We start from the raw sequence: 22,490 nt of genomic DNA, 5'->3' as shown, positions 1-22,490 counted from the left end.
CGACGAAGCCGGGTTGCCCCGGCCTCGTCTGGTGTCACGCGCAGCGGGCCGTCAGTGCGATTCGGCCGGGCCCGCGATCGGCGGCAGCGGGCGGGCGTCGCCGCCCTTGTCGTTGCCACCATCCTTGTTCGACTTGCTCCAGCCAGCCGGCGGCGGCGGATCGCGGCCTTCCATGATGGCGTCGATCTGCGGCGCGTCGATCGTCTCGTACTGCAGCAGCAGCTGGGACATCGCGTGCAACTTGTCCAGGTTGGCCGTCATCAGCTCGGTAGTGCGCGCGTAGGCTTCGTCGAGGATCTTGCGCACCTCCTCATCGATGCGACGCGCGGTGTCGTTGGACACGCTCTTGTGCTGGGTGACCGAACGGCCCAGGAACACCTCGTCATCCTCTTCGCCATAGGCGATCGGGCCGAGCTGGTCGGACAGGCCCCACTTGGTGACCATGTTGCGGGCCATCTTGGTGGCGCGTTCGATGTCGTTGGAAGCGCCCGTGGTGACCTTGTCGGCACCGAAGATCAGCTCCTCGGCCACACGACCACCGTACAGCGAGCACAGCTGCGACTTGATCGCCACGCGGTTCATCGAATACTTGTCGCCCTCCGGCAGGTACATGGTCACGCCCAGCGCACGGCCGCGCGGGATGATCGTGACCTTGTAGACCGGGTCGTGCTCGGGCACCAGGCGGCCGACAATGGCGTGGCCGGCTTCGTGGTAGGCGGTCAGGGTCTTCTCTTCTTCGCTCATGGCCATCGAGCGGCGCTCGGCACCCATCAGGATCTTGTCGCGGGCACGGTCGAAGTGGTCCATGCGGACTTCCTTCTCGTTGCCACGCGCGGCGAACAGGGCCGCCTCGTTGCACAGATTGGCCAGATCAGCACCGGAGAAGCCCGGGGTACCCCGCGCGATCACCATCGGCTCGACATCGTCGGCGAGCGGCAGCTTGCGCATGTGGACCTTCAGGATGTGCTCGCGACCCTTCACGTCCGGCAGGCCAACCACGACCTGGCGGTCGAAGCGACCCGGGCGCAGCAGCGCCGGGTCCAGCACGTCCGGACGGTTGGTGGCGGCGATCACGATCACGCCTTCACCGCCCTCGAAACCGTCCATTTCGACCAGCAGCTGGTTCAGGGTCTGCTCGCGCTCGTCATGGCCACCGCCCAGGCCGGCGCCACGGTGGCGACCGACGGCGTCGATTTCGTCGATGAAGATGATGCACGGGGCATGCTTCTTGGCCTGCTCGAACATGTCGCGCACGCGGCTGGCGCCGACGCCGACGAACATTTCCACGAAGTCCGAACCGGAGATCGAGAAGAACGGCACCTTGGCTTCGCCGGCGATGGCCTTGGCCAGCAGCGTCTTGCCGGTACCCGGCGGGCCCACCATCAGCACGCCGCGCGGAATCTTGCCACCCAGCTTGGTGAACTTGGACGGGTCGCGCAGGAAGTCGACCAGCTCGCCCACTTCTTCCTTGGCCTCGTCGCAGCCGGCGACGTCGGCGAAGGTGACCTTGATCTGGTCCTCGCCCTGCAGCTTGGCGCGCGACTTGCCGAAGGACATCGCGCCCTTGGCACCGCCGCCACCGCCCTGCATCTGGCGCATGATGAACAACCAGAAGCCGATGATCAGGATGACCGGCAGGAAATTCATCAGGATCGCGCCGAGGGAGATGCCGCTGGACGGCTCCTCCTGCACGATCTCCACGTTCTTGGTGCGCAGCACGTTGATCAGGTCGCGATCGAACGGTGCGGTGATGGTGGATGTCTGCCCGCCGCGGGTGGTGTAGGTCAGCTGGCTGGTGCCGCCGCGCATGTCGCCGCCAAAGGCGACCTTCTGCACGTTGCCGCTGTCCACCTGGTCCAGGAACTGCGAGTACGACGCACCCTGCGCGCCGGCTCCGGAGGACTTCGGCGAGAAGCTCTGGAAGACCACCATCAGCACGACGGCGACGACCACCCATAGCAGGAGGTTCTTGGTCAAGTCGTTCATCCTCATTGGCTCCGGTGTTCCTCTCAGTGCTGGCGTTGCGTGGGGGTCGAACTTGCGTACATTGCGAGCTTACTTCATGTGGGCGCGTTTTCCCTGACCCAAGGCGTACACCTCGGGAGAGCGCTTGCGCGAGGCTTCCGGCTTGCGGATGGAGACCTTGTCGTACCGGCGGCGCATGTCGCGCACGTAGTCGTCAAAGCCCTCGCCCTGGAACAGCTTGATCAGGAATGCCCCACCGGTCTTCAGGTGGTTGTCGGCAAAATCCAGGGCCAGCTCCGCCAGGTGCATCATCCGCGGCTGGTCGACCGCGCCCACACCACTCTTATTGGGGGCCATGTCCGACAGCACAAGGTCTACCGGCTGATCCCGAGCATGGCTTCAAACTGCGATAGGACGGCTTCTTCCCTGAAGTCACCATGAAGGAACTCCACGCCGGCCAGCGGCGGCATGTCCAGGATGTCCAGGGCCAGCACGCGGCCGGTGTCGCCGATCTGTCTCCTAACCTGCTGAGACCAGCCACCCGGCGCCGCGCCGAGGTCGACCACCACCATGTGCGGCTTCAGCAGTCGGTCACGTTCAAGCAGCTCTTCGAGCTTGTAGGCGGCGCGCGAGCGCATGCCTTCGGCCTGCGCCTTCTTCACGAAGGGGTCGGAGAAGTGTTCCTTGAGCCAGCGCTGGCTGCTTTTGCTGCGGGTAGCCATTGAAAATAGGGGCTGATGGGGTCCTCATGATACCCTGATCGCCCCATTCAACCGTGTTTTCCTGCATGTCCATCGCCCTGACCGCTTCCCAGACCCGTTTCCTGCGCGGCCAAGCCCACGACCTGAAGGCCCTGCTGCAGACCGGCGGCAAGGGTGTGACCCCGGCCTTCATCGCTGAGCTGAACGAAGTGCTGGAGCGCCACGAGCTGGTCAAGGTGAAGGTCGCTGCCGAGGATCGCGACGCCCGTGACGTGATGATCGGCGAGATCGTCGAAGCCACCGAGAGCGCTCTGGTGCAGCGCATCGGCCACGTCGCCGTGCTGTACCGCCCGAGCAGGGAACAGCGCCAGATCGTGCTGCCGCGCGGCTGATCGCCCTACCGTCATGCAGCTGAACCACGAACCGCCCGACTACGCCTACAGCCTGCGCGCCGCCGATGGCCGCTCGGCCAAGGTCAATGACCAGGTGCTGGACGGGAGCTTCTTCCTGACCCCGGACCAGCTGGTCGCGCATTGGCCGGTGGCGAGCGCCGCTGCGTTGCAGCTGGCGGACCTGGAGCCGATCCTGGCGCTGAACCCGGCGCTGATCGTGCTGGGTACCGGTGACCGCCAGGTGTTCCCATCGGCGGTGGTGATGGCCGCCTGCCTGTCACGCGGCATCGGCCTGGAAGTGATGAACAATCCAGCCGCCGCACGCACCTTCAACATCCTGGCAGGCGAAGGCCGCAAGGTCGCGGCTGCTTTCATTCTGGAAGGCTGAGTTCTCGAGTCACCGGTGCCTCCGGCCCCTAGCGGCCTGAAGGCGCGCAGCGGAATGCCGAGAACTCCTGGAGCCGGCCGATCAGGTGGCCGCCCTGCCCCCAGCGGATATCCATGACCTTCCAGTCCCGGTCCTGCCGCTGCAGCAGGACCCGGTCGGTCCATCGATAGTCGCCCACTGCCATGTCGACGCGGATCCAGGTCGCGTCACCCCTCGATTCGGGCATTCCCACCGCGACCGTGTCCGGTCGGTCCGGCGCCAGCAGATACAGGCTCTGGTCGAGCATGTGCGGCTTCTCGTCGTGCGCGGCCAGCGCGGTGCAGGCCCGCTCGTGAGCATGCTGCGCATCGACCGCCGAGCGCAGGGCATCGCCCAGCGACGGCGGGATGGCCGCTTCATCTGAAGCCGGCGCCTGGACTACGGCGTAAAGACGGGTGACCACGTCGCGCGGATCGCTGGCCGCGGTGACCAGCGGCGCGACGATCAGCAAGGCGAGAACGGAAGCAGGACGCAGCATGGGGTACCGGGTCGACTGGGACCGCTCAAGAATGCCGGGTATCCGGTCCGCCGTGAAGGTGAGCCTGCGGCACACAGGATCGCAAACGACCGCTCCGCAGTCGCTGAGTCGAGCACGGCTCTACAGGTCAGGAACGCCAGGCATGGCCCGGCACTCCCTGTTCCAACCGCGTCAACGTGCCGGCAGGTACTGCTGCGGATCGACCGGCTTGCCGTTGTAGCGAATCTCGAAGTGGACCATGTCGCGGTTCGCACCGGTGCGGCCCATTTCGGCGATCTGCTCGCCAGCCTTCACGCTCTGCCCTTCATTGACCAGGCGCTTGCGGTTGTGACCATAGGCGGACAGCCACTGGTCGCTGTGCTTGATGATGATCAGTTCGCCGTAGCCGACCAGGCCGGCACCGGAGTACACCACCACACCGTTGGCGGTTGCCTTGACCGGCTGGCCGCTGGTGCCGGCGATGTCGACGCCCTGCTTGGTCGCGTCACCGGCCACGTAGCGGCCGACGATCGCGCCATCGGCTGGCCAGCGCCAGGCGATGTTGCTCTTCACCGGCCCGACCGGCGCCGGGGCCGGCGCGGTGCTGCCGCCACTGCTGCCAGCCGAACGCGGCGGGGTGACCACCGTGGTCGGCGCACGGCCGCTGGTGGCCCCCTGCGGATACAGGCGGATCACCTGGCCGGGGTAGATGGTCGACGGGTTGTCCAGACGATTCCAGGCAATCAGGTCGGCCGGGGTGATGTCATGGATGCGGGCCAGCGCATAGATGGTGTCGCCCTTGCGCACCACCACGGTCTGCCCGGGCTTGGGTACCGAGGTCTTCGGCGTGGTCACGCCGCCAGCGTTGCCGCCGCCCGGGCGGACCACGGTGGCGGTACCGCAGGCGGCCAGTGTGGAAACCAGCAACGCCAGCGCGCCGATGCGCACTCCCTTGCTCAGACGATCAGGATTCATGCGAACTTCGACCTCCATACAAGCCAGGCGATCAGCACCACCACCAGCACGGTGGCGATCCAGCCCAGCGGTTCAATCCAGCGACGCAGCGCCGCTTCGGCACGCGCACCACCGATACGGATGACCGCGGCCAGCACGAACACGCGCTTGCCACGACCGATCAACATGCTCAACAGGTACTGCGGCATCGGTACGCCGACGATACCCGATGCCCACGTGAAGACCTTCATCGGGATCGGCATGAAGCCGCCCAGCACCAGGAAGGTGAACACCGCCCACGGCGATTCGGCCATCTTCGCCTGCACGGTGGTGATGCCCTGCTCGATCGCCGGAAGCATGCCCAGCGCCTCGAACACCGGCTTGATCGCCTCGAAAGCGTAATGACCCAGCGCGTAACCCACCAGCGCGCCGACCATCGAGCCCGCCAGGCTGAGGGTGGCGAACCACCAGCCACGCTTGGGCTGGGCCACGCACATCGGTGCCAGCATCACTTCCGGCATCACCGGGAAGATGATCGCTTCAAAGAAACTCAGTACCGTCAGGTAGGTCGGCGCGCGTTCGTGCGCCGCCCACTTCATCGCCCGCTCGTACAGCGGCCCGAAAATCTTCATGCAACCCTGCTCCGTGGATTAGTCGAGCATGCCAGACAGCAGCGGCACGAACGTAACCGGCGCCAGCACGCGTTGTTCGATGCTGCCATCGGGCTTGCGGTCCAGCTGCACCAGCGACTGTCCGCCCGGGCCACCCACCGGCGCCACCAGGCGCCCCCCTTCAGCCAGCTGCCCGACCAGTTCATCGACCAGTGCAGGCGCGGCGGCGGTGACCACGATGGCATCGAACGGACCGTGCTCGGCCCATCCGGCGCGACCGTCGTCATGCTTGGTGCGGATGTTCATGCCCAGTGCGCGGAAGCGCTTGCGTGCCTGCCGCAACAGGTCACCGATACGCTCCACGGTGTAGACCTCCAGGCCCAGCGCGCCCAGGATGGCGGCCTGGTAGCCCGAGCCGGTGCCGACTTCCAGTACGCGCTTCGGCGCGACCTGGAGCACCGCCTCGGTCATCCGGGCGACCACCCAGGGCTGCGAGATGGTCTGGCCATGGCCGATCGGCAGCGCGGTGTCCTCATAGGCACGCGAGGCCAGTGCTTCATCGATGAACAGATGGCGCGGCACAACCCGGATTGCGTTCAAGGTGGACTCGTCGACGATGCCAGCTTCGCGCAGGCGATCGACCAGACGGTCACGCACGCGCTGCGAGGTCATGCCGATGCCGACAGCTTCCGGCTGCAGTCGCAGGCGTGGACTCATGCCGGCCGGTCCAGCGCGGCGCTGAGGCCACCCACCCAGCTGGCCACTTTCTCCAGCGCCTGGTAGCGGGTCAGGTCCACCTGGATCGGGGTGATCGAGATGTGGCCGGTGCGCACCGCGTGGAAGTCGGTGCCCGGGCCGGAGTCCTGCTCGCGCCCGGCCGGGCCGATCCAGTACACCTCGTTGCCGCGCGGATCCTTCTGCGCGATGCAGCCTTCGGCACGATGGCGGTTGCCAAGGCGGGTGACCTCGAAGCCCTTGACCTCGCTCCAGGGCAGATCCGGCACGTTGACGTTGAGGATGGTGTCGGCCGGCAGCGGATCGGCCTTGAGCCGGGCCACGATCTCCACTGCGGCGCGCGCGGCGGTGTCGAAGTGCTTCGGATCGTGGTTGCGGGTAACCAGCGAGACCGCCACCGCCGGCAGGCCGAGGAAGCGGCCTTCCATCGCCGCCGAGACGGTGCCGGAATAGATCACGTCGTCGCCGAGGTTGGCGGCGTTGTTGATGCCTGACACGACGATGTCCGGCTCGAATTCAAGCAGACCGGTCAGCGCCAGGTGCACGCAGTCGGTCGGCGTGCCAGCCACCGAGACGGTGTAATGGTCGATGCGCTTGAGCCGGATCGGCAGGTCCAGGGTCAGCGAGTTGCTGGCACCGGAGCGATCGCGGTCGGGCGCGACCACCGTGACTTCGTGTCCGGCCTCGCGCAGGACCGAAGCAAGCATCCGGATGCCTGCGGCGTCGACACCATCGTCATTACTGACCAGGATTCGCATCTTCGATTTAACCGCTTGATTTTCCAAGAATTCGATTCCGTCACCGTGCAGTGTGGGCGGGACCGTCGTACTCCCCTGCGGAAGCCGTCGACCCTGCAAGGGCATCGTCTATTGTGCCGCATGCGAGCCGCCGGTCCTACCCTGCCGGCGGTCACGGCCGACATTGAACCGTCATAGGCAGACCCGCGCCGGCGGTTTACCCTGTGCGCATGTCGCACCCTGAAGACGAAGATCCGGCCGCGCTGTTCCGTGCGGCCATCGGTGAAGTGACGCCGCTGCGCAAGGATGCCGAACCGGCGCCTGCTGCGCCCCGGCCGAAGCCGCGCGCACGCATGGCCGAACGCGACGAGGCCGAAGCCGCGGGCGAGTTTGCGCGGCTGCTGCGCGACAGTACGCCGCTGGAAGCGGGCGACGTGGCCAGCTACCGCCGCGACAACCTGCCACCGCGCCTGTTCCAGCGTCTCAAGCGCGGCCAGTATTCGGTACAGGATGAGCTGGACCTGCACGGCGCCACCGCCGCGCAGGCGGAAACCCTGCTGCGCCAGTTCCTGCTGGAAGCGCATGCACACGAGTATGGCTGCGTGCGCATCATCCACGGCAAGGGCCTGCAGTCCGATGGCGGTGCACCGGTGCTGAAGAACCTGGTTGATCGCCTGCTGCGGCTTCGCAACGACGTGCTGGCGTTTCATTCGGCGCCGACCGGGCAAGGCGGCACCGGCGCGGTGCTGGTGTTGCTGGCGCGGCGTTGACAAAAAGGGGACGGAGGGAATTAAGTCGTTTGTGCCACAAACGACTTAATTCCCTCCGTCCCCTTTTTCTGTCAGGCCTGCGCGGCGTCTTCGACGGGGCCGAGTTCGTGCAGCACGGCGGTGGCGTAGCAGCCCGGCGGCAACGCGAACGAGAGTTCCAGTACATCACTGGCCAACCACTGATGCTGCAGCAACGCCGGGCGCAGGCGCAGCGCGCGGCGCTCCTGCTTCAGCCGTGCGTCTTCCAGGCCAGCGCGCAGCGCCTTCGATTCCTCGTCGTCCAGCGCGGCCAGCTCCAGCTCACGTGCAGCGTCGGCGCTGCGCAGCTCGCCTTCGCCCCACAGCGGCGCGCTGGGATGGATGTCGAAACGGGCCAGGCGCTCGGCCAGCACGTCGGTGTAGGGTTCGGGCCGAACACGCTGCGGCTGCCATCGAGCATCCACACTTCACCGTCCAGCGGTTGATCCCAGTTGCCCTGCTCCACGCGCGCGGCGAGCACACGATTGAACAGCGCCGAGCGCGCGGCTGACAGCAGCAGCGAACGCTGGTCCTTGCGCATGCGGCGGCCACCGAACATCGCCAATGCCGCAGGCACGTTGCCGCCGTCGCGGCCGAAGCGCTGCTCGCCAAACCAGTTCGGCAGGCCGCGCCCGGCGATCTGCTGCAGGCGCTCGCTGATCGCCGCAGCATCGCCCTGCACCTCGCGCAGCACCAGCCTGAAGCGGTTGCCGGCCAGTGCACCACGCTGCAGCTTGCGGTTGTGCCAAGTCGCTTCGAGCACTTCGATCTCATCACTGGCCAGCTCGGCCAGATCCGGCGCGACGCGCTTGGGCAGGTGCACGCTGAAACGCTGGGTGGTGACCGCATGCCGATCCTTCATGCCGGCGTAGCTCACCGCCATTTCCGGCAGGCCCGCCCACTTGGCCAGCAGCTTGGCCACATGCACAGTGTTGGCGCCGCGCTTGCGGATGTGCAGCAACAGGTGCTCACCTTCACCGGTGGCCTCGAAGGCCGGCAGTTCATCCACCTGGAAATCGTCCGGCGTGGTGCGGATGCGCGCCGTCAACAGCGGCGCACCAAACGCCAACGGCAGCGGGATCATGCCGCCACCAGCAACACGACCGCCTGCGCGGCGATGCCTTCGCCGCGGCCGGTGAAGCCCAGCTTCTCCGAGGTGGTCGCCTTGACGCTGACCGCGTCCAGCGGCAGCTGCAGCAACCCACCAATGCGCTCACGCATGGCCAGCGCATGCGGGCCAACCTTCGGCCGCTCGCAGATCACGGTGATGTCGGTGTTGCCAACGCGCCAGCCACGCTCGCGCAGCAGGCTGTCGCAATGGCGCACGAAATCGCTGCTGTCGGCGCCCTTCCAGCGATCATCGCTCGGCGGGAAATGCTGGCCGATATCGCCCAGCGCCAGCGCACCGAGCATGGCATCGCACAGGGCGTGCAGGATCACGTCGCCGTCGCTGTGCGCCAGCACGCCGCAGCTGTGCGGCACGTTCACTCCGCCGAGCATGATGTGATCGCCTTCACCGAAGGCATGGACGTCGTAGCCCTGGCCGATACGGACGGGCGGGAACGGTGCGGTGCTCATGGATGCAGCCCTTGCAGCAGGGCCGCGCGGGCAGTCAGCCGGCGCGGCGGGAAAGTACGAATTCGAACCGGTCCAGATCGGCCGGGGTGGTGACCTTGAAGTTGTCCTCGCTGCCTTCCACCAGCAGCGGGCGCTGGCCCTGGCGCTCCATGGCCATGGCCTCGTCGGTGACTTCAACACCGGCAGCGGCGGCGTCGGACAGCGCGCGGCTGAGCTGGTGGCGGCGGAACAGCTGTGGTGTCAGTGCACGCCACAGCCGCTCGCGCGGTTCGGTGCCATCGATGCCACCGTCGTCGCCCGCACGCTTGAGGGTGTCGCGCACCGGTGCAGCCAGGATCGCCCCGACCGGATCGGCACGACCGACTTCAAGCAGGCGGCCAAGATCGGCCAGCGACAGGTTGGGTCGCGCGGCATCGTGGACCAGCACGAATTCATCAGCGCGCACCGAGTCCGGCAACGCCTGCAGCCCAGCCAGCACCGAGGCGGCACGGGTCGCGCCGCCGATGCAGGTCAGCACCGGTTTGCCGGCCCATTCGCTCCAGCCCGGCCAGTCGCCGTCGTCCTGGCCGATCACCACCATTGCGCCGGCCACGGCCGGATGCGCCAGCAGCGCGTCCAGGGTATGAGCGAGCAGGATCTGCCCGCCCGCCTGCAGGTACTGCTTGGGCAGCGGCGCACCAAAGCGGGCGCCACGGCCGGCAGCCGGAACCACCACCCAGATCGCCGCGCTCATGGCACGTCCGCCGGGTGATCGCCGGCCTGGACAGTGACGCCTGCAGCGGGCTGCGCCGGACGGACCGGCGCATCCTCGACCACGCGGTAGAACTTCTCACCGGGCTTGATCATGCCCAGCTCGCTGCGCGCGCGTTCCTCGATGGCGGACTGGCCTTCCTTGAGGTCCTTCACTTCGGCGGCCAGCGCGTCGTTGCGCTGCTGCAGACCCTCATTGTCCCGTTCCTGGTTGGCGACCTGGGCTTCGAGCATCATCACTTCACCCGAATTGCCCGGACCGAACCAGAAGCGGTACTGCAGCCAGCCCAGCAACAGGGCCAGCACCAGCAGCATCCAGCGCCAGTCGCGCATCGGCTCAGCGCTTCAGCGAAACGAACGCGTCACGACCGGCGTAACGCGCGCCGGCGCCGAGGGCTTCCTCGATGCGCAGCAGCTGGTTGTACTTGGCCACGCGATCGCTGCGGCACAGCGAGCCGGTCTTGATCTGGGTGGCGGTGGTGGCCACGGCGATGTCGGCGATGGTGGTGTCTTCGGTTTCGCCCGACCGGTGCGAGACCACGGCCGCATAGCCGGCGCGGTCGGCCATGGCGATCGCTTCCAGGGTTTCGCTGAGCGTGCCGATCTGGTTGACCTTGATCAGGATCGCGTTGGCGGTGCCCGAGTCAATGCCTTCCTGGAAGATCTTCGGGTTGGTCACGAACAGGTCGTCACCGACCAGCTGCACCTTCTTGCCCATGCGGTCGGTCAGCAGCTTCCAACCCGCCCAGTCGTTCTCGGCCAGGCCATCTTCAATCGTGATGATCGGGTACTGCGCGGCCCAGTCGGCGAGGAAGTCGACGAACTGCTCGGAAGTCAGGCGCTTGTTCTCGCCGACCAGATTGTACTTGCCGTTCTCGAAGAACTCGCTGGAAGCCACGTCCAGGCCCAGCAGCACGTCTTCACCGGCGGTGTAGCCGGCCTTGCCGATTGCTTCGAGGATGGTGTCCAGCGCTTCGACGTTGCTGCGGAAGTCCGGCGCGAAGCCGCCTTCGTCGCCCACCGCCGTGCTCAGGCCGTGGCCCTTCAGCACCGACTTCAGCGAATGGAAGATTTCGGTACCGGCGCGCAATGCTTCGGAGAACGAGGTGAAGCCGACCGGCAGCACCATGAACTCCTGGAAGTCGACGTTGTTGTCGGCATGCGCGCCGCCGTTGATGATGTTCATCATCGGCACCGGCAGCGACGGGGTCACGCCGGTCCGGGCAGCCAGGTACTGCCACAGCGCCTGCTTGCTGGATGCGGCGGCGGCGTGCGCGGCGGCCATCGAAACACCCAGCAGTGCGTTGGCGCCCAGCCGACCCTTGTTCTCGGTGCCGTCCAGATCGATCAGGCGACGGTCGAGGCCGGCCTGGTCGGTGGCTTCAAACCCCTTCAGCGCGGCGGCAATCGTGGTGTTGACGTTGTCAACGGCCTTGCGCACGCCCTTGCCCAGGTAACGGGTCTTGTCGCCGTCACGCAGCTCGACCGCTTCCTTGGTGCCGGTCGAGGCGCCTGAGGGAACCGCGGCGCGACCGAACGAGCCGTCCTCCAGGATGACTTCGGCTTCCAGCGTGGGATTGCCACGACTGTCGAGGATTTCACGGGCGTGGATGCTGCGGATCGTACTCATGGTCGGGCCGGTTACCTGTCTGGAGAGGGGGCGACAAAACGAATGCCGCGTGATTATCCCCGGCTGCCCGCCACTTGCCAAATGGCGTGGCCTGCATCAGCCCCAGCTCGACCCGATCACGATAAGGACCAGCGAGACCAGCATCACCAGCAATGCACCGGCAATCGCCGCAAGGATGGGGCCACGCCGCCGTCGCCAGGCCAACACCATCGCGACCGGGCTGCCGAGAAAGCACAGCACCATCGTGACCAGCGCGCCCAGCATCCACCACTGCGTGGCCTGCACGCCATTGTTTCCGTCCCCGGGCGGCCGGAAGCCGGCGGTGAAGGCCAGCACGCCCACCACCAGGGCCATCCAGGTCAACACGGACAGCGCCAGCGCGATCAGGCCCCAGGGCCAGCCGCGCGCCGATGGGGTCGTATTCATCAACGCCATCCGTAGAACAGGGTGCCGATCCACAGAGAAAGCAGGATGATCGCCAGCCCTGCCGGTACCTTGCCACGGTTCAATCGCCAGGCCAGCACAGCCGAAGCGACGCACCCTGCGCTGGCCAGCAGCTCTCCGACCACAAGCGCAATGAAATACGCCCGAAGATCGAGCGCGCTGCCGCCATCACCCGGTGGGCGCACTGACGCGGCGCCGATCAGCACCAGGCAGAACAAGCCCACGGTGAACACCGCGGACAGCCCCAGCGCGATCAAGCCCCACGGCCACTGTCTCCAGTGCCGGCGGCGGCGCTGGGTTTCCAGCGCCACCCACGGGTCACGACTCACGCGAAGCGCGAAAAGCCGTGCTTCTTGGTCACCGCGTCGAGTTCCATCAGGGTCTCGAGCAGGGCCTCCATCTGGTCCAGCGGCCACGCGTTGGGACCATCGGACAGCGCCTTTGACGGATCCGGATGGGTTTCGGCGAACAGGCCGGAGATGCCCACCGCCACCGCGGCACGGGCCAGCACCGGCACGTGCTCGCGCTGGCCGCCTGAGCTGGTGCCCTGCCCGCCCGGCAACTGCACCGAGTGGGTGGCGTCGAACACCACCGGGCAACCGGTCTCGCGCATCACCGCCAGCGAACGCATGTCGCTGACCAGGTTGTTGTAGCCGAAGCTGGCACCGCGCTCGCAGACCATGATCTGCTCGTTGCCGGTGGCCTTGGCCTTCTCCACGACCGGCTTCATGTCCCACGGCGCCAGGAACTGGCCCTTCTTGATGTTGACCGGCTTGCCGGCCGAGCACACCTTGCGGATGAAGTCGGTCTGGCGGACCAGGAACGCCGGGGTCTGCAGCACGTCCACCACCGAGGCCACTTCGTCCATCGGGGTGTATTCGTGGACGTCGGTCAGCACCGGCACGCCGATCTGCTTCTTCACTTCGGCCAGGACCTTCAGGCCCTCTTCCATGCCCGGGCCGCGGAATGCGGTACCCGAAGTGCGGTTGGCCTTGTCGAAGCTGGACTTGAAGATGAAATTGACGCCGAGCTTGTCGGTGATCTCCTTCAGCTTGCCGGCGGTATCGAGCTGCAGCTGCATCGACTCGATCACGCAGGGGCCGGCGATCAGGAACAGGGGCTGGTCCAGCCCGACCTCGAATCCACACAGTTTCATGGCGTTTCCTTGTTGTCCGCAGCACCGGACGGGCCGGTGCGCTGGGGGTTGAAGCATGCAGGATGGGGGCCGAAGCCCCCATTCACAAGTCAGGCGCGCGCTTCGGAAAGCAGCTTGCCGCCGGCCTTGCGCTCGCGCGCGGCACGGATGAAACCGATGAACAGCGGGTGGCCGTCACGCGGCGTGGACAGGAATTCCGGGTGCGCCTGGCAGGCCAGGAACCACGGGTGGGCATCGCGCGGCAGCTCGACCACTTCCACCAGGGTGTCGTCCATCGACTTGCCGGCGATCACCAGGCCCGCATCTTCCAGCTGGGTGCGGTAACGGTTGTTGAACTCGTAGCGGTGGCGGTGGCGCTCGGCGACCACGTCCTTGCCGTACAGCTCGCGGGCCAGCGTGCCCGGCTTCAGGCGTTGTTCCTGCAGGCCCAGGCGCATGGTGCCGCCGAGGTCGCTCTTGTCGTCACGCTTCTCGACATCGCCGCTGGCGGTGCGCCATTCGGTGATCAGGCCGATCACCGGGTTCGGCGACTGGCGGTCGTTCTCGGTGCTGTTGGCACCTTCCAGGCCGACCACGTTGCGCGCGTAGTCGACCACGGCCGCCTGCATGCCATAGCAGATGCCGAAGTACGGCACCTGCTGCTCGCGGGCGAACTTCGAGGTCAGCACCTTGCCTTCGAAACCACGGTCACCGAAGCCACCCGGCACCAGGATGCCGTCGACATCGGCCAGCGCGGCCATGTCGGTGCCTTCCAGGTCCTGCGCTTCCAGCCACTTCAGGTTGACCTTGGTGCGCTGGCGCAGGCCACCGTGCTTCAGTGCTTCGCCGACCGACTTGTAGGCATCCTGGTGATCGACGTACTTGCCGACCACGGCGATGGTCACTTCGTCCAGCGGGTGCAGGGTCGCATCGACCGCGTCTTCCCACATCGACAGGTCGACCGGACCGGCCTTGTCGGCCAGCTTCAGCTGGTTCACCACGATTTCGTCCAGGCCCTGTGCATGCAGGCCAGACGGGATGCGGTACAGCACGTCCACGTCCGGCACGCTGATCACCGCACGCTCGGAAACGTTGGTGAACTGGGCGATCTTGCGGCGCTCCGAATCCGGCACCGCCTGCTCGGAGCGGCACAGCAGGACGTCCGGCTGGATGCCGATCGAGCGCAGTTCCTTCACCGAGTGCTGGGTCGGCTTGGTCTTCAGCTCGCCGGCGGCGCCGATGTACGGCACCAGGGTGAGGTGCATGAACAGCGCCTTCTCCGGGCCACGTTCGGTGCGCACCTGGCGGATCGCCTCCAGGAACGGCAGCGACTCGATGTCGCCAACGGTGCCGCCGATCTCGACCAGTGCCACGTCATAGCCTTCGGTGGCTTCGTCGATGCAGCGACGGATCTCGTCGGTGATGTGCGGAATGACCTGCACGGTCGCGCCCAGGTAGTCGCCGCGGCGCTCCTTGCGGATCACGTTCTCGTAGATGCGGCCGGTGGTGACCGAGTTCTTGCGGCTGAGGCGGGTGCGCACGAAGCGCTCGTAGTGGCCCAGGTCGAGGTCGGTCTCGGCGCCGTCGTCGGTGACATAGACCTCACCGTGCTGGAACGGACTCATGGTGCCCGGGTCGACGTTGATGTACGGGTCGAGCTTCATCATCGTGACCTTCAGGCCACGGGCTTCGAGAATGGCGGCCAGCGACGCGGCGGCAATGCCTTTGCCGAGCGAGGACACCACGCCGCCGGTTACGAAAATCAAGGGAGTCATGGCTGCAAGCATCCTGTCTGGAAATGGAAAACGGCAGCACCACGCGCACCCGGAGGGCGGGCATGGTGCTCAGAGGGGGTTTTCCGGTTCGCTGTGGCAGCGAGGGAGGTGCGGATCCGTGCGGCGGCAGGCGCCGGACGGGAACCATCGTGCGAGGTCGGGGCGACCGTGCCGGTCAAATCGACCGTCACCTGCGACCCGCCATGCTGGAAGCCACGCTTGGCCGCTCCAGCCCATTCGCAAAGGGTGGACACGCACTTACTCCCGGAAAGCCATAGTTTACAGATTGATGGCCGCCAACCCAAGGGGCTTGTGCGGCCGATCCAACAAAAAACGCCCCGCTCGGCGGGGCGTTTCGGTGCGCAACCCTTGTCGCAAGGGCGCCTGGCAGGTTGCGGGATCAGCGCTTCTTGCGCGCTTCCTCTTCCTCTTCCTGCTGCGGGGCCGGCTGGCCCTGCGCCTTCATTTCGGCATTGGCCTGGGCCCGACGCTTGGCCTTGGCATCGGCCTCGGCCTGCGCCTTGTCGGCCTGGTCACCCTGCTGCGGGGCCGGCTGGCCGGCGTTCTGCGCCACCACCAGCGGCACTGCAACGGCGGCAGCGGCCAGGATCGCAATGGTCAGCAACTTCTTCATGAGGTCCTCCTCGCGGTATGGCTTGGACGTTCAGACCCAACGGGCCGCCGGCGTTCAGATTCCAGCGAGGGCTATTTTACCTCCTCTGCGCCGCCGAGACTGAACCGCAGGCGTGCAAATTCCCGTGCCAGACCCCACACTTGCCCGTCGCTCCAAGCTTTCGAAGACAGATGAACGCCCGCTATAACGCCGCCGATATTGAAGTCCTGTCCGGCCTTGACCCGGTCAAGCGCCGTCCCGGCATGTATACCGACACCGCGCGCCCGAACCACCTGGCGCAGGAAGTGATCGACAACTCGGTGGACGAAGCCCTCGCCGGTCACGCCCGTTCGATCGAGATCACCCTGTACAAGGATGGCAGCGTGGAGGTCAGCGATGACGGCCGCGGCATGCCAGTGGACATTCATCCGGAGGAGAAGATCCCGGGTGTCGAGCTGATCCTCACGCGCCTGCACGCGGGCGGCAAGTTCAGCAACAACAACTACACCTTCTCCGGCGGCCTGCACGGCGTCGGCGTCAGCGTGGTCAATGCGCTGTCGACCCTGGTGGAAGTGCACATCAAGCGCGACGGCGCCGAACACCGCATCACCTTCCGCAACGGCGACCGTGCCACGCCGCTGGAAGTGGTCGGCAGCGTCGGCAAGAAGAACACCGGTACCCGCGTGCGCTTCTGGCCGGACCCGAAGTACTTCGATACGCCGAAGTTCGCGGTGCGCGCGCTCAAGCACCTGCTGCGCGCCAAGGCCGTGCTGTGCCCGGGCCTGACCGTGAAGCTGACCGATGAAGCCACCGGTGAAGTCGATACCTGGTACTACGAAGACGGCCTGCGCGATTACCTGAAGCTGGAGCTGGGCGAGCGCGAATCGCTGCCGGCCGACCTGTTCGTTGGCAACCTGAAGAAGGACACCGAGGTAGTTGACTGGGCCGTGGCCTGGCTGCCGGAAGGCGAGCTGGTGCAGGAAAGCTACGTCAACCTGATTCCCACCGCGCAGCACGGCACCCATGTCAACGGCCTGCGCACCGGCCTGACCGAAGCGCTGCGCGAGTTCTGCGACTTCCGCAACCTGCTGCCGCGTGGCGTCAAGCTGGCCCCGGAAGACGTGTGGGACCGCGTGTCGTTCGTGCTGTCGCTGAAGATGACCGACCCACAGTTCAGCGGCCAGACGAAGGAGCGCCTGTCCTCGCGCCAGGCCGCCGGTTTCGTCGAAGGTGCCGCCCATGATGCGTTCAGCCTGCTACTGAACCAGAACGTGGAACTGGGCGAGAAGATCGCGCAGATCGCCATCGAGCGTGCCAGCGCGCGCCTGAAGACCGAGAAGCTGGTCGTCCGCAAAAAGATCACCCAGGGCCCGGCCCTGCCCGGCAAGTTGGCAGACTGCATCAGCCAGGACCTGTCGCGCACCGAGCTGTTCCTGGTGGAAGGTGACTCGGCAGGCGGCAGCGCCAAGCAGGCTCGCGACAAGGATTTCCAGGCGATCATGCCGCTGCGTGGCAAGATCCTGAACACCTGGGAAGTCTCGTCCAACAGCGTGCTGGCCTCGGAGGAAGTACACAACCTGGCCATCGCCATCGGCTGCGACCCCGGCAAGGACGACATCAGCGGCCTGCGCTACGGCAAGGTGATCATCCTGGCCGACGCGGACTCCGACGGCCTGCACATCGCAACGCTGCTGACCGCGCTGTTCCTGAAGCACTTCCCGGCACTGGTCGATGCCGGCCATGTGTTCGTGGCGATGCCGCCGCTGTTCCGCATCGATGTGGGCAAGCAGGTGTTCTATGCCCTGGACGAGGAAGAAAAGCGCTCGATGCTGGACAAGATCGAGCGCGAGAAGATCAAGGGCGCCATCAACGTCACCCGCTTCAAGGGCCTGGGCGAGATGAACCCGCCACAGCTGCGCGAGTCGACCATCCACCCGGATACGCGCCGCCTGGTCCAGCTGACCGTGGACGATGGCGAGCAGACCCGCTCGCTGATGGACATGCTGCTGGCCAAGAAGCGCGCGTCCGACCGCAAGGGCTGGCTGGAGTCGAAGGGCGACCTGGCTTCGCTGGAAGTCTGATCCCTCGCGGGGTCGGATCCGTTTCCCGCCGGGAAAGGGATCCGACCCATCCGCCCCGGGCATGCCGCCCCCATCGGCAAACCCGGCGGCGCCATAATGCGCGTCCATCCGCGTGGACCACCGTATTGGCCAGCCACTCGCTGCTGTTCCCCGACCTGCCGCTGCACAGCGCACGGCTGGTCCTGAGCCCGATCCGCCGTGACGACGCCGCCGCGCTGTTCGCGCTGCAGTCCAATCCCGACGTGATGCGCTGGTGGAATCATCCGGCCTGGACGCGACAGGCCGAGGCGCGCGAACAGATCGACGATGATCTCGCCGCCCATGCCATCGGTACCCAGCTGAAGCTGGCCGTGCGCGAATCGCTGGAAGGTCCACTGCTGGGCATCTGCGTGGTGTTTGCAGTGGACCGCACTGCAGCCCGCGCCGAGATCGGCTACCTGCTGGCACCCGATCGCCAGGGCCAGGGCTACATGCACGAGGCCCTGCAGCAGGTACTGGCCTACCTGTTCGGCACCCTCCACCTGCATCGCGTGGAAGCCGAGATCGACCCGCGCAACGCACCCTCCGCGCACGTGCTCGAACGCCTGGGCTTCCGCCGCGAGGGAGTGCTGCGCCAGCGCTGGCGCATCCAGGGGGAACTGGCCGACTCGGCCGTCTATGGCCTGCTTGCCGATGACAAAGCGGCAACCGCCCTGTCCGCTTGACCCAAGCTGGCCAATAGCGGCCGCAACGCACGGCCATGCCTTTGGACACATACGACATGGGCCGCCACCGGCCTAGCATCGCAATCCCCTTCCGCTGCCCACCCGGTGCCATGAAGTCCCTGTTGCACACTGCCGCGCTCTGCGTCGGCCTGCTCATCGCCCCAGCCAGCGTGCTGGCCGCGCCTGATGCCGACGCCAAGCCCGATCCGAAGGACGACAAGACCGAGGCACCTGCGTTGCCCGCAGACGCCTCGGCCCGCCAGAGCATGCGCCTGGCCGGCCGCACCCTGGACTACACCGCCACCGTCGGCACCCTGCCGGTACGCGATGCCAAGGGCAAGGTGATCGCCGACGTGGTGTTTACCGCCTACACGATGCCGGGCAAGGACCGGCCGGTGACCTTCGCGCTCAATGGCGGCCCCGGGGCATCGTCGGTCTACCTCAACATGGGCGCGATCGGGCCCAAGGTGGTGACCTTCGGCTCCGAGGGTGACAGCGCGTCGGCGCCGGCGACGCTGCACGACAACCCCGGCACCTGGCTGGACTTCACCGATCTGGTGTTCATTGATCCGGTCGGGACCGGCTTCAGCCGCGCGCGCATCGGCGACGACGAAGCGAAGAAGGCGCTGTACAACCCCAGCGCCGACATCGAATACCTGTCACGCTCGATCTACGACTGGCTGCTGCGCAACCAGCGCATGGCGTCGCGCAAGTACCTGACCGGCGAGAGCTACGGCGGCTACCGCGGCCCACGCATCACCCACTATCTGCAGACCCGGCTGGGTGTTGCGATGAACGGCCTGGTATTGGTCTCGCCCTACCTGAGCCCGACCCTGGAAGACAACGCCGATGTCTCGCCGATGGCGTGGATGCAGACGCTGCCGTCGATCGCCGCCGCGCACCTGGAGCGCCAGGGCAAGCTGACCGATGCAGCGATGCGCGAAGTAGTGGAATACACCCGTGGCGACTACGCCACCGCGTTGATGAAGGGCCGCAGCGATCCGCAGGCGACCGAGGCAATGCTGCGCCGGGTGACCGAACTGACCGGGCTGGACCCGCAGTTCGTGCGCCGTGCCGGTGGTCGGCTGGAAACCCAGGCCTACCTGCGTGAAGTGTTCCGCGACAAGGGCACGCTGGGCAGCCGCTACGATTCCAACGTAACCGCGTTCGATCCATTCCCGAACGATCCGGAGCAGCGCGCCAACGATCCGCTGCTGGACAGCATCATCGCGCCGACCACCACGGCGATGGTCGACTTCGTGACGCGCGTGGTCGGCTGGAAGGTGGATGCGCGGTACCAGGCGCTGAACTACGACGTGAACCGGCTGTGGGACCGCAATGGCGAGCTGCGCGATGGCGCGGTGACCCAGCTGCGCCAGGCCGTGGCGATCGACCCGCACCTGCAGGTGCTGATCGTGCATGGCTGGAACGACCTGTCGTGCCCGTTCATGGGTTCGATCCTGACCGTGGACCAGATGCCGACGATGGGCAGCAATCCGGACCGGGTGCAGGTGCGCAGTTATCCGGGCGGGCACATGTTCTACAGCCGGGCCGACAGCCAGGCGGCGTTCCGCAGGGATGTGCAGGCGCTGTTCCAACGCAATTGAGGAGGGTCGGCCGGGACTGCGGCCCGGCACCCGCTGACTGCAACGGCAACTGCAACTGCAAAAGCGGGCATTCCGTGGGTTGGCGGAGCGGGTCCGGTTGCGGGGGACGCCGTAAACCCGTCCATGGGGGCTTGGTCGCGGCATCCATGCCGCTCACACCCCCGCAACCGGACCCACCCCGCCTTCGACAGTTTCCCGCTGCTGCTGGTGGGTGCCGACCGTTGGTCGGCACGGGATCGGATCCCTGTTTCTGCTCTGGTAGGTGTCGACCTTGGTCGACACGTTGTGTGCGGAAAAATTCTTTGCCCATGAAAAAGCCCGCCGGTGGTCGGCGGGCTTTTTCGTGTGCACCTTGGCGTGGCGATCAGGTCCAGCCGAACATCTCGAACAGCTTCAGGATCAGGTACGCACAGCCGCCGGCGGCCGGGATGGTCAGGATCCAGGCCCAGACAATGCGCTCGATCACGCCGAACTTCAGCGAACGCGGGTTCTTGGCGAAACCGACGCCCATGATCGCGGTGGAGATGCTGTGCGTGGTCGAGACCGGCATGCCGAAGTGGGCCGCCAGGGTCAGGATGGTGGCCGAGCTGGTCTCCGCGGCGAAGCCGTGGATCGGGTGCAGCTTGACCATCTTGTGGCCCAGGGTCTTGATGATCTTCCAGCCACCCGAGGCGGTACCGGCAGCCATCACCACTGCACAGGTCAGTACGATCCACATGGCGATGCCGTCACCGGCGTGCGCGTCCGGGTGCATGAACGCCAGCCAGGACGGCAGATCGTTCAGTGCGCCGGTGGCTTCGGCACCAATCAGGGTCATCGCGATGATGCCCATGGTCTTCTGCGCGTCGTTGTGGCCGTGGGCGAAGCCCATGTAGGCCGCCGAGGCGATCTGCGCCTTGCCGAAGAAGGCATTGACGATGCGCGGACGGGCCAGGCGGCCGATGGCGCCACCGACCTTGGCCAGGCCGGCGATCAGCGCCCACAGCAGCACCATCACCACGATGCCGAGCAGGAAGCCGGCGATCGGCGAGGTGATCATCGGCACGAACACCTTCCACAGCAGGCCCTTGTTCTGCGCCCAGCTGCCCAGGCGCTCCGACCAGATCAGCGCGTCCCAGTTGTTGTGGGCCGCGGCCAGACCGGCACCGCAGAGGCCACCGATCAGGGCGTGCGAGGACGAGGACGGCAGGCCCTTCCACCAGGTGATCAGGTTCCAGATGATGCCGCCCAGCAGGGCGCACAGGATCACCTGCGGAGTGACCTCGACCACGTTGGTGTTGAGCAGGCCCGAGGCGATGGTCAGCGCCACCGCCGTACCGGTCAGCGCACCGATGAGGTTCATGAAGGCGGCCAGCATCACCGCCCAGCCGGGCGAGAGCACCTTGGTCGCCACTACGGTGGCAATGGAGTTGGCAGTGTCGTGGAAGCCGTTGATGAACTCGAAGACGAGCGCGGCCAGGATCACCACCAGGACAAGGGTCAACATGCGGCGGCGTCCGTCAGCTGTTCTTCAACACGATCTGGTACGCCACCACGCCGGCCTCGCGGCAACGGTCGATGGCCTTTTCCAGGATCTCGAAGAATTCCTTCAGCAGGAACATCTGCAGGTTGTCCAGGCGACCGGAGTAGATGTCGCGGTACAGCTCGAGCATCAGGCGGTCGGCCTCGTTCTCCAGCGAGCGCAGCTTCTCGTTCAGCGCGGTCATCCGGTCCAGGTTCATGTGGCGCAGGTCAGCCACCATCTCCACCACCACGCCGGCGGCCTGTTCCAGCATCGCCGCGCGCGGCGCGAAGTCGATGTGCTCCAGGTGGGTCGTGGCCAGCGAATAGCGATCGGCGAACTTCTCGATCTGCTTCGGAATCTTGTACAGGGCCGAACCCAGCGCTTCGATGTCTTCGCGCTCGATCGGGGTCATGAAGCTGTCGACCAGCGCCTGGCTGATCTTGTCCGAGGCCGCGCGTTCGCGCAGGCGGGCCAGCTTGAAGGCGTCCAGCGCGGGCTGGCGATCGGCCTCGCGCAGCATCGAATGCAGCGCCTTGGCGGCATCGGAAGCCGCGACGGCAGCCTCATCAAGCAGGGTGTAGAACTGTTTGCCGGAACCGAAAATGGTCTGCAGAGAGAACATTGAGAAACCTGTCAGCCGTCGCGGGAAGGACGGCACCAGAGCGAATTATGACGGCTAGATGACCATCACGGGTATCCCCGCGCCCTTTCCGGGCTCTGGGACCCCCAACCTGAACAGGCGGTTGCCACCCTGCCACGCCCCTTTGCTAAGATGCCAGCGCGCCTCCGGGCGCACCTTATGGACGACGACCCTTATCCCCCTGCGCCGCGCCGGACCCTGTTCCTGAGCGCCAGCCGCCATCGCAAGCACCCGCCCTCCCTGCCACCAACCGGGGACGACG

General features: G+C 66.4%; 23 protein-coding genes and 2 pseudogenes. 6 read left to right on the top strand and 19 right to left on the bottom strand.

Annotated elements, in window-relative coordinates; genetic code table 11:
* Positions 1-51: 51 nt before the first annotated feature.
* Positions 52-1,986: an ATP-dependent zinc metalloprotease FtsH gene (gene ftsH, locus DL544_RS07825; protein ID WP_005416038.1), complete on the bottom strand. Its 1,935-nt coding sequence runs from the start codon at positions 1,984-1,986 to the stop codon at positions 52-54.
* 69 nt (positions 1,987-2,055) lie between these two features.
* Positions 2,056-2,687: pseudogene (gene rlmE, locus DL544_RS07820) on the bottom strand (23S rRNA (uridine(2552)-2'-O)-methyltransferase RlmE).
* Between the two features lie 65 nt (positions 2,688-2,752).
* On the opposite strand from rlmE, the gene yhbY reads away from it, so the two are divergent.
* Entirely contained in the window at positions 2,753-3,058 is a 306-nt protein-coding gene (gene yhbY / locus DL544_RS07815; RefSeq protein WP_005416037.1) for a ribosome assembly RNA-binding protein YhbY, read from the top strand.
* Between the two features lie 13 nt (positions 3,059-3,071).
* Positions 3,072-3,446, top strand: a complete 375-nt coding sequence (locus DL544_RS07810; RefSeq protein ID WP_005416036.1) for an Mth938-like domain-containing protein — start codon at positions 3,072-3,074, stop codon at positions 3,444-3,446.
* Positions 3,447-3,474: 28 nt separating this feature from the next.
* Here DL544_RS07810 and DL544_RS07805 read toward each other — a convergent pair whose 3' ends face one another.
* The 5 genes from DL544_RS07805 to surE form a co-directional block, all read right to left on the bottom strand.
* On the bottom strand, positions 3,475-3,963 hold the full coding sequence (locus DL544_RS07805; protein ID WP_139726955.1) for a hypothetical protein: 489 nt from the start codon (positions 3,961-3,963) through the stop codon (positions 3,475-3,477).
* A 171-nt stretch (positions 3,964-4,134) separates the two neighbouring features.
* Complete coding sequence (locus tag DL544_RS07800; protein WP_005416034.1) at positions 4,135-4,917, bottom strand: peptidoglycan DD-metalloendopeptidase family protein; 783 nt, start codon at positions 4,915-4,917, stop codon at positions 4,135-4,137.
* Positions 4,914-5,528 carry a YqaA family protein gene (locus tag DL544_RS07795; protein ID WP_005416033.1) on the bottom strand — a complete coding sequence of 205 codons (615 nt, stop codon included), beginning with the start codon at positions 5,526-5,528 and terminating at the stop codon, positions 4,914-4,916. Before DL544_RS07795 ends, DL544_RS07800 begins: the two co-directional genes overlap by 4 nt.
* An 18-nt stretch (positions 5,529-5,546) precedes the next feature.
* Complete coding sequence (locus DL544_RS07790) at positions 5,547-6,224, bottom strand: protein-L-isoaspartate(D-aspartate) O-methyltransferase (RefSeq protein ID WP_005416032.1); 678 nt, start codon at positions 6,222-6,224, stop codon at positions 5,547-5,549.
* Entirely contained in the window at positions 6,221-7,000 is a 780-nt protein-coding gene (gene surE, locus DL544_RS07785) for a 5'/3'-nucleotidase SurE (RefSeq protein ID WP_005416031.1), read from the bottom strand. The genes DL544_RS07790 and surE overlap by 4 nt, the downstream gene beginning before the upstream one ends.
* A gap of 209 nt (positions 7,001-7,209) precedes the next feature.
* Here surE and DL544_RS07780 point away from each other — a divergent pair, with 209 nt between their 5' ends.
* Positions 7,210-7,749 carry a Smr/MutS family protein gene (locus DL544_RS07780; protein WP_005409007.1) on the top strand — a complete coding sequence of 180 codons (540 nt, stop codon included), beginning with the start codon at positions 7,210-7,212 and terminating at the stop codon, positions 7,747-7,749.
* 71 nt (positions 7,750-7,820) lie between these two features.
* Here DL544_RS07780 and truD read toward each other — a convergent pair.
* The 10 genes and pseudogenes from truD to DL544_RS07730 form a co-directional block, all read right to left on the bottom strand.
* Positions 7,821-8,851: pseudogene (gene truD, locus DL544_RS07775) on the bottom strand (tRNA pseudouridine(13) synthase TruD).
* A complete protein-coding gene (gene ispF, locus DL544_RS07770) occupies positions 8,848-9,345 on the bottom strand; it encodes a 2-C-methyl-D-erythritol 2,4-cyclodiphosphate synthase (protein ID WP_005409005.1) in 498 nt (165 codons plus the stop codon). The pseudogene truD and the gene ispF overlap by 4 nt, the downstream one beginning before the upstream one ends.
* Before the next feature lie 34 nt (positions 9,346-9,379).
* Positions 9,380-10,078: a 2-C-methyl-D-erythritol 4-phosphate cytidylyltransferase gene (gene ispD / locus DL544_RS07765; protein ID WP_005416029.1), complete on the bottom strand. Its 699-nt coding sequence runs from the start codon at positions 10,076-10,078 to the stop codon at positions 9,380-9,382.
* Positions 10,075-10,428, bottom strand: a complete 354-nt coding sequence (gene ftsB / locus DL544_RS07760; protein ID WP_005416028.1) for a cell division protein FtsB — start codon at positions 10,426-10,428, stop codon at positions 10,075-10,077. The genes ispD and ftsB overlap by 4 nt, the downstream gene beginning before the upstream one ends.
* A 4-nt stretch (positions 10,429-10,432) precedes the next feature.
* Complete coding sequence (gene eno / locus DL544_RS07755; protein WP_065195802.1) at positions 10,433-11,725, bottom strand: phosphopyruvate hydratase; 1,293 nt, start codon at positions 11,723-11,725, stop codon at positions 10,433-10,435.
* 96 nt (positions 11,726-11,821) lie between these two features.
* On the bottom strand, positions 11,822-12,151 hold the full coding sequence (locus DL544_RS07750; RefSeq protein WP_053500063.1) for a hypothetical protein: 330 nt from the start codon (positions 12,149-12,151) through the stop codon (positions 11,822-11,824).
* Positions 12,151-12,498 carry a hypothetical protein gene (locus DL544_RS07745; protein ID WP_065179304.1) on the bottom strand — a complete coding sequence of 116 codons (348 nt, stop codon included), beginning with the start codon at positions 12,496-12,498 and terminating at the stop codon, positions 12,151-12,153. Before DL544_RS07745 ends, DL544_RS07750 begins: the two co-directional genes overlap by 1 nt.
* Complete coding sequence (gene kdsA, locus DL544_RS07740) at positions 12,495-13,325, bottom strand: 3-deoxy-8-phosphooctulonate synthase (protein WP_010485995.1); 831 nt, start codon at positions 13,323-13,325, stop codon at positions 12,495-12,497. The genes DL544_RS07745 and kdsA overlap by 4 nt, the downstream gene beginning before the upstream one ends.
* An 89-nt stretch (positions 13,326-13,414) precedes the next feature.
* A complete protein-coding gene (locus DL544_RS07735; protein WP_005416023.1) occupies positions 13,415-15,079 on the bottom strand; it encodes a CTP synthase in 1,665 nt (554 codons plus the stop codon).
* Between the two features lie 400 nt (positions 15,080-15,479).
* Complete coding sequence (locus DL544_RS07730; protein ID WP_005416022.1) at positions 15,480-15,713, bottom strand: hypothetical protein; 234 nt, start codon at positions 15,711-15,713, stop codon at positions 15,480-15,482.
* Positions 15,714-15,883: 170 nt separating this feature from the next.
* On the opposite strand from DL544_RS07730, the gene parE reads away from it, so the two are divergent.
* From parE to DL544_RS07715, 3 genes are all read left to right on the top strand, one after another.
* The gene (parE, locus tag DL544_RS07725) at positions 15,884-17,773 is read left to right on the top strand and encodes a DNA topoisomerase IV subunit B (protein ID WP_005416021.1); all 1,890 of its coding nucleotides are present in this window, start codon (positions 15,884-15,886) and stop codon (positions 17,771-17,773) included.
* Between the two features lie 125 nt (positions 17,774-17,898).
* The gene (locus tag DL544_RS07720) at positions 17,899-18,477 is read left to right on the top strand and encodes a GNAT family N-acetyltransferase (protein WP_065179306.1); all 579 of its coding nucleotides are present in this window, start codon (positions 17,899-17,901) and stop codon (positions 18,475-18,477) included.
* Between the two features lie 110 nt (positions 18,478-18,587).
* Positions 18,588-20,084, top strand: a complete 1,497-nt coding sequence (locus DL544_RS07715; RefSeq protein WP_032954081.1) for a S10 family peptidase — start codon at positions 18,588-18,590, stop codon at positions 20,082-20,084.
* A gap of 364 nt (positions 20,085-20,448) precedes the next feature.
* Here the strand turns inward: DL544_RS07715 and DL544_RS07710 are convergent, their stop codons facing one another.
* On the bottom strand, positions 20,449-21,570 hold the full coding sequence (locus tag DL544_RS07710; protein WP_005416018.1) for an inorganic phosphate transporter: 1,122 nt from the start codon (positions 21,568-21,570) through the stop codon (positions 20,449-20,451).
* A 13-nt stretch (positions 21,571-21,583) separates the two neighbouring features.
* On the bottom strand, positions 21,584-22,210 hold the full coding sequence (locus DL544_RS07705; protein ID WP_004152833.1) for a DUF47 domain-containing protein: 627 nt from the start codon (positions 22,208-22,210) through the stop codon (positions 21,584-21,586).
* Between the last annotated feature and the right edge of the window lie 280 nt (positions 22,211-22,490).

Origin of the sequence: Stenotrophomonas sp. pho (genome assembly GCF_006228405.1) — a bacterium.
Classification (GTDB): Bacteria; Pseudomonadota; Gammaproteobacteria; order Xanthomonadales; family Xanthomonadaceae; genus Stenotrophomonas; species Stenotrophomonas sepilia.
The sequence above is the reverse complement of the archived record's forward strand: the minus strand, read 5'-3'. Positions and strand labels throughout refer to the sequence as shown.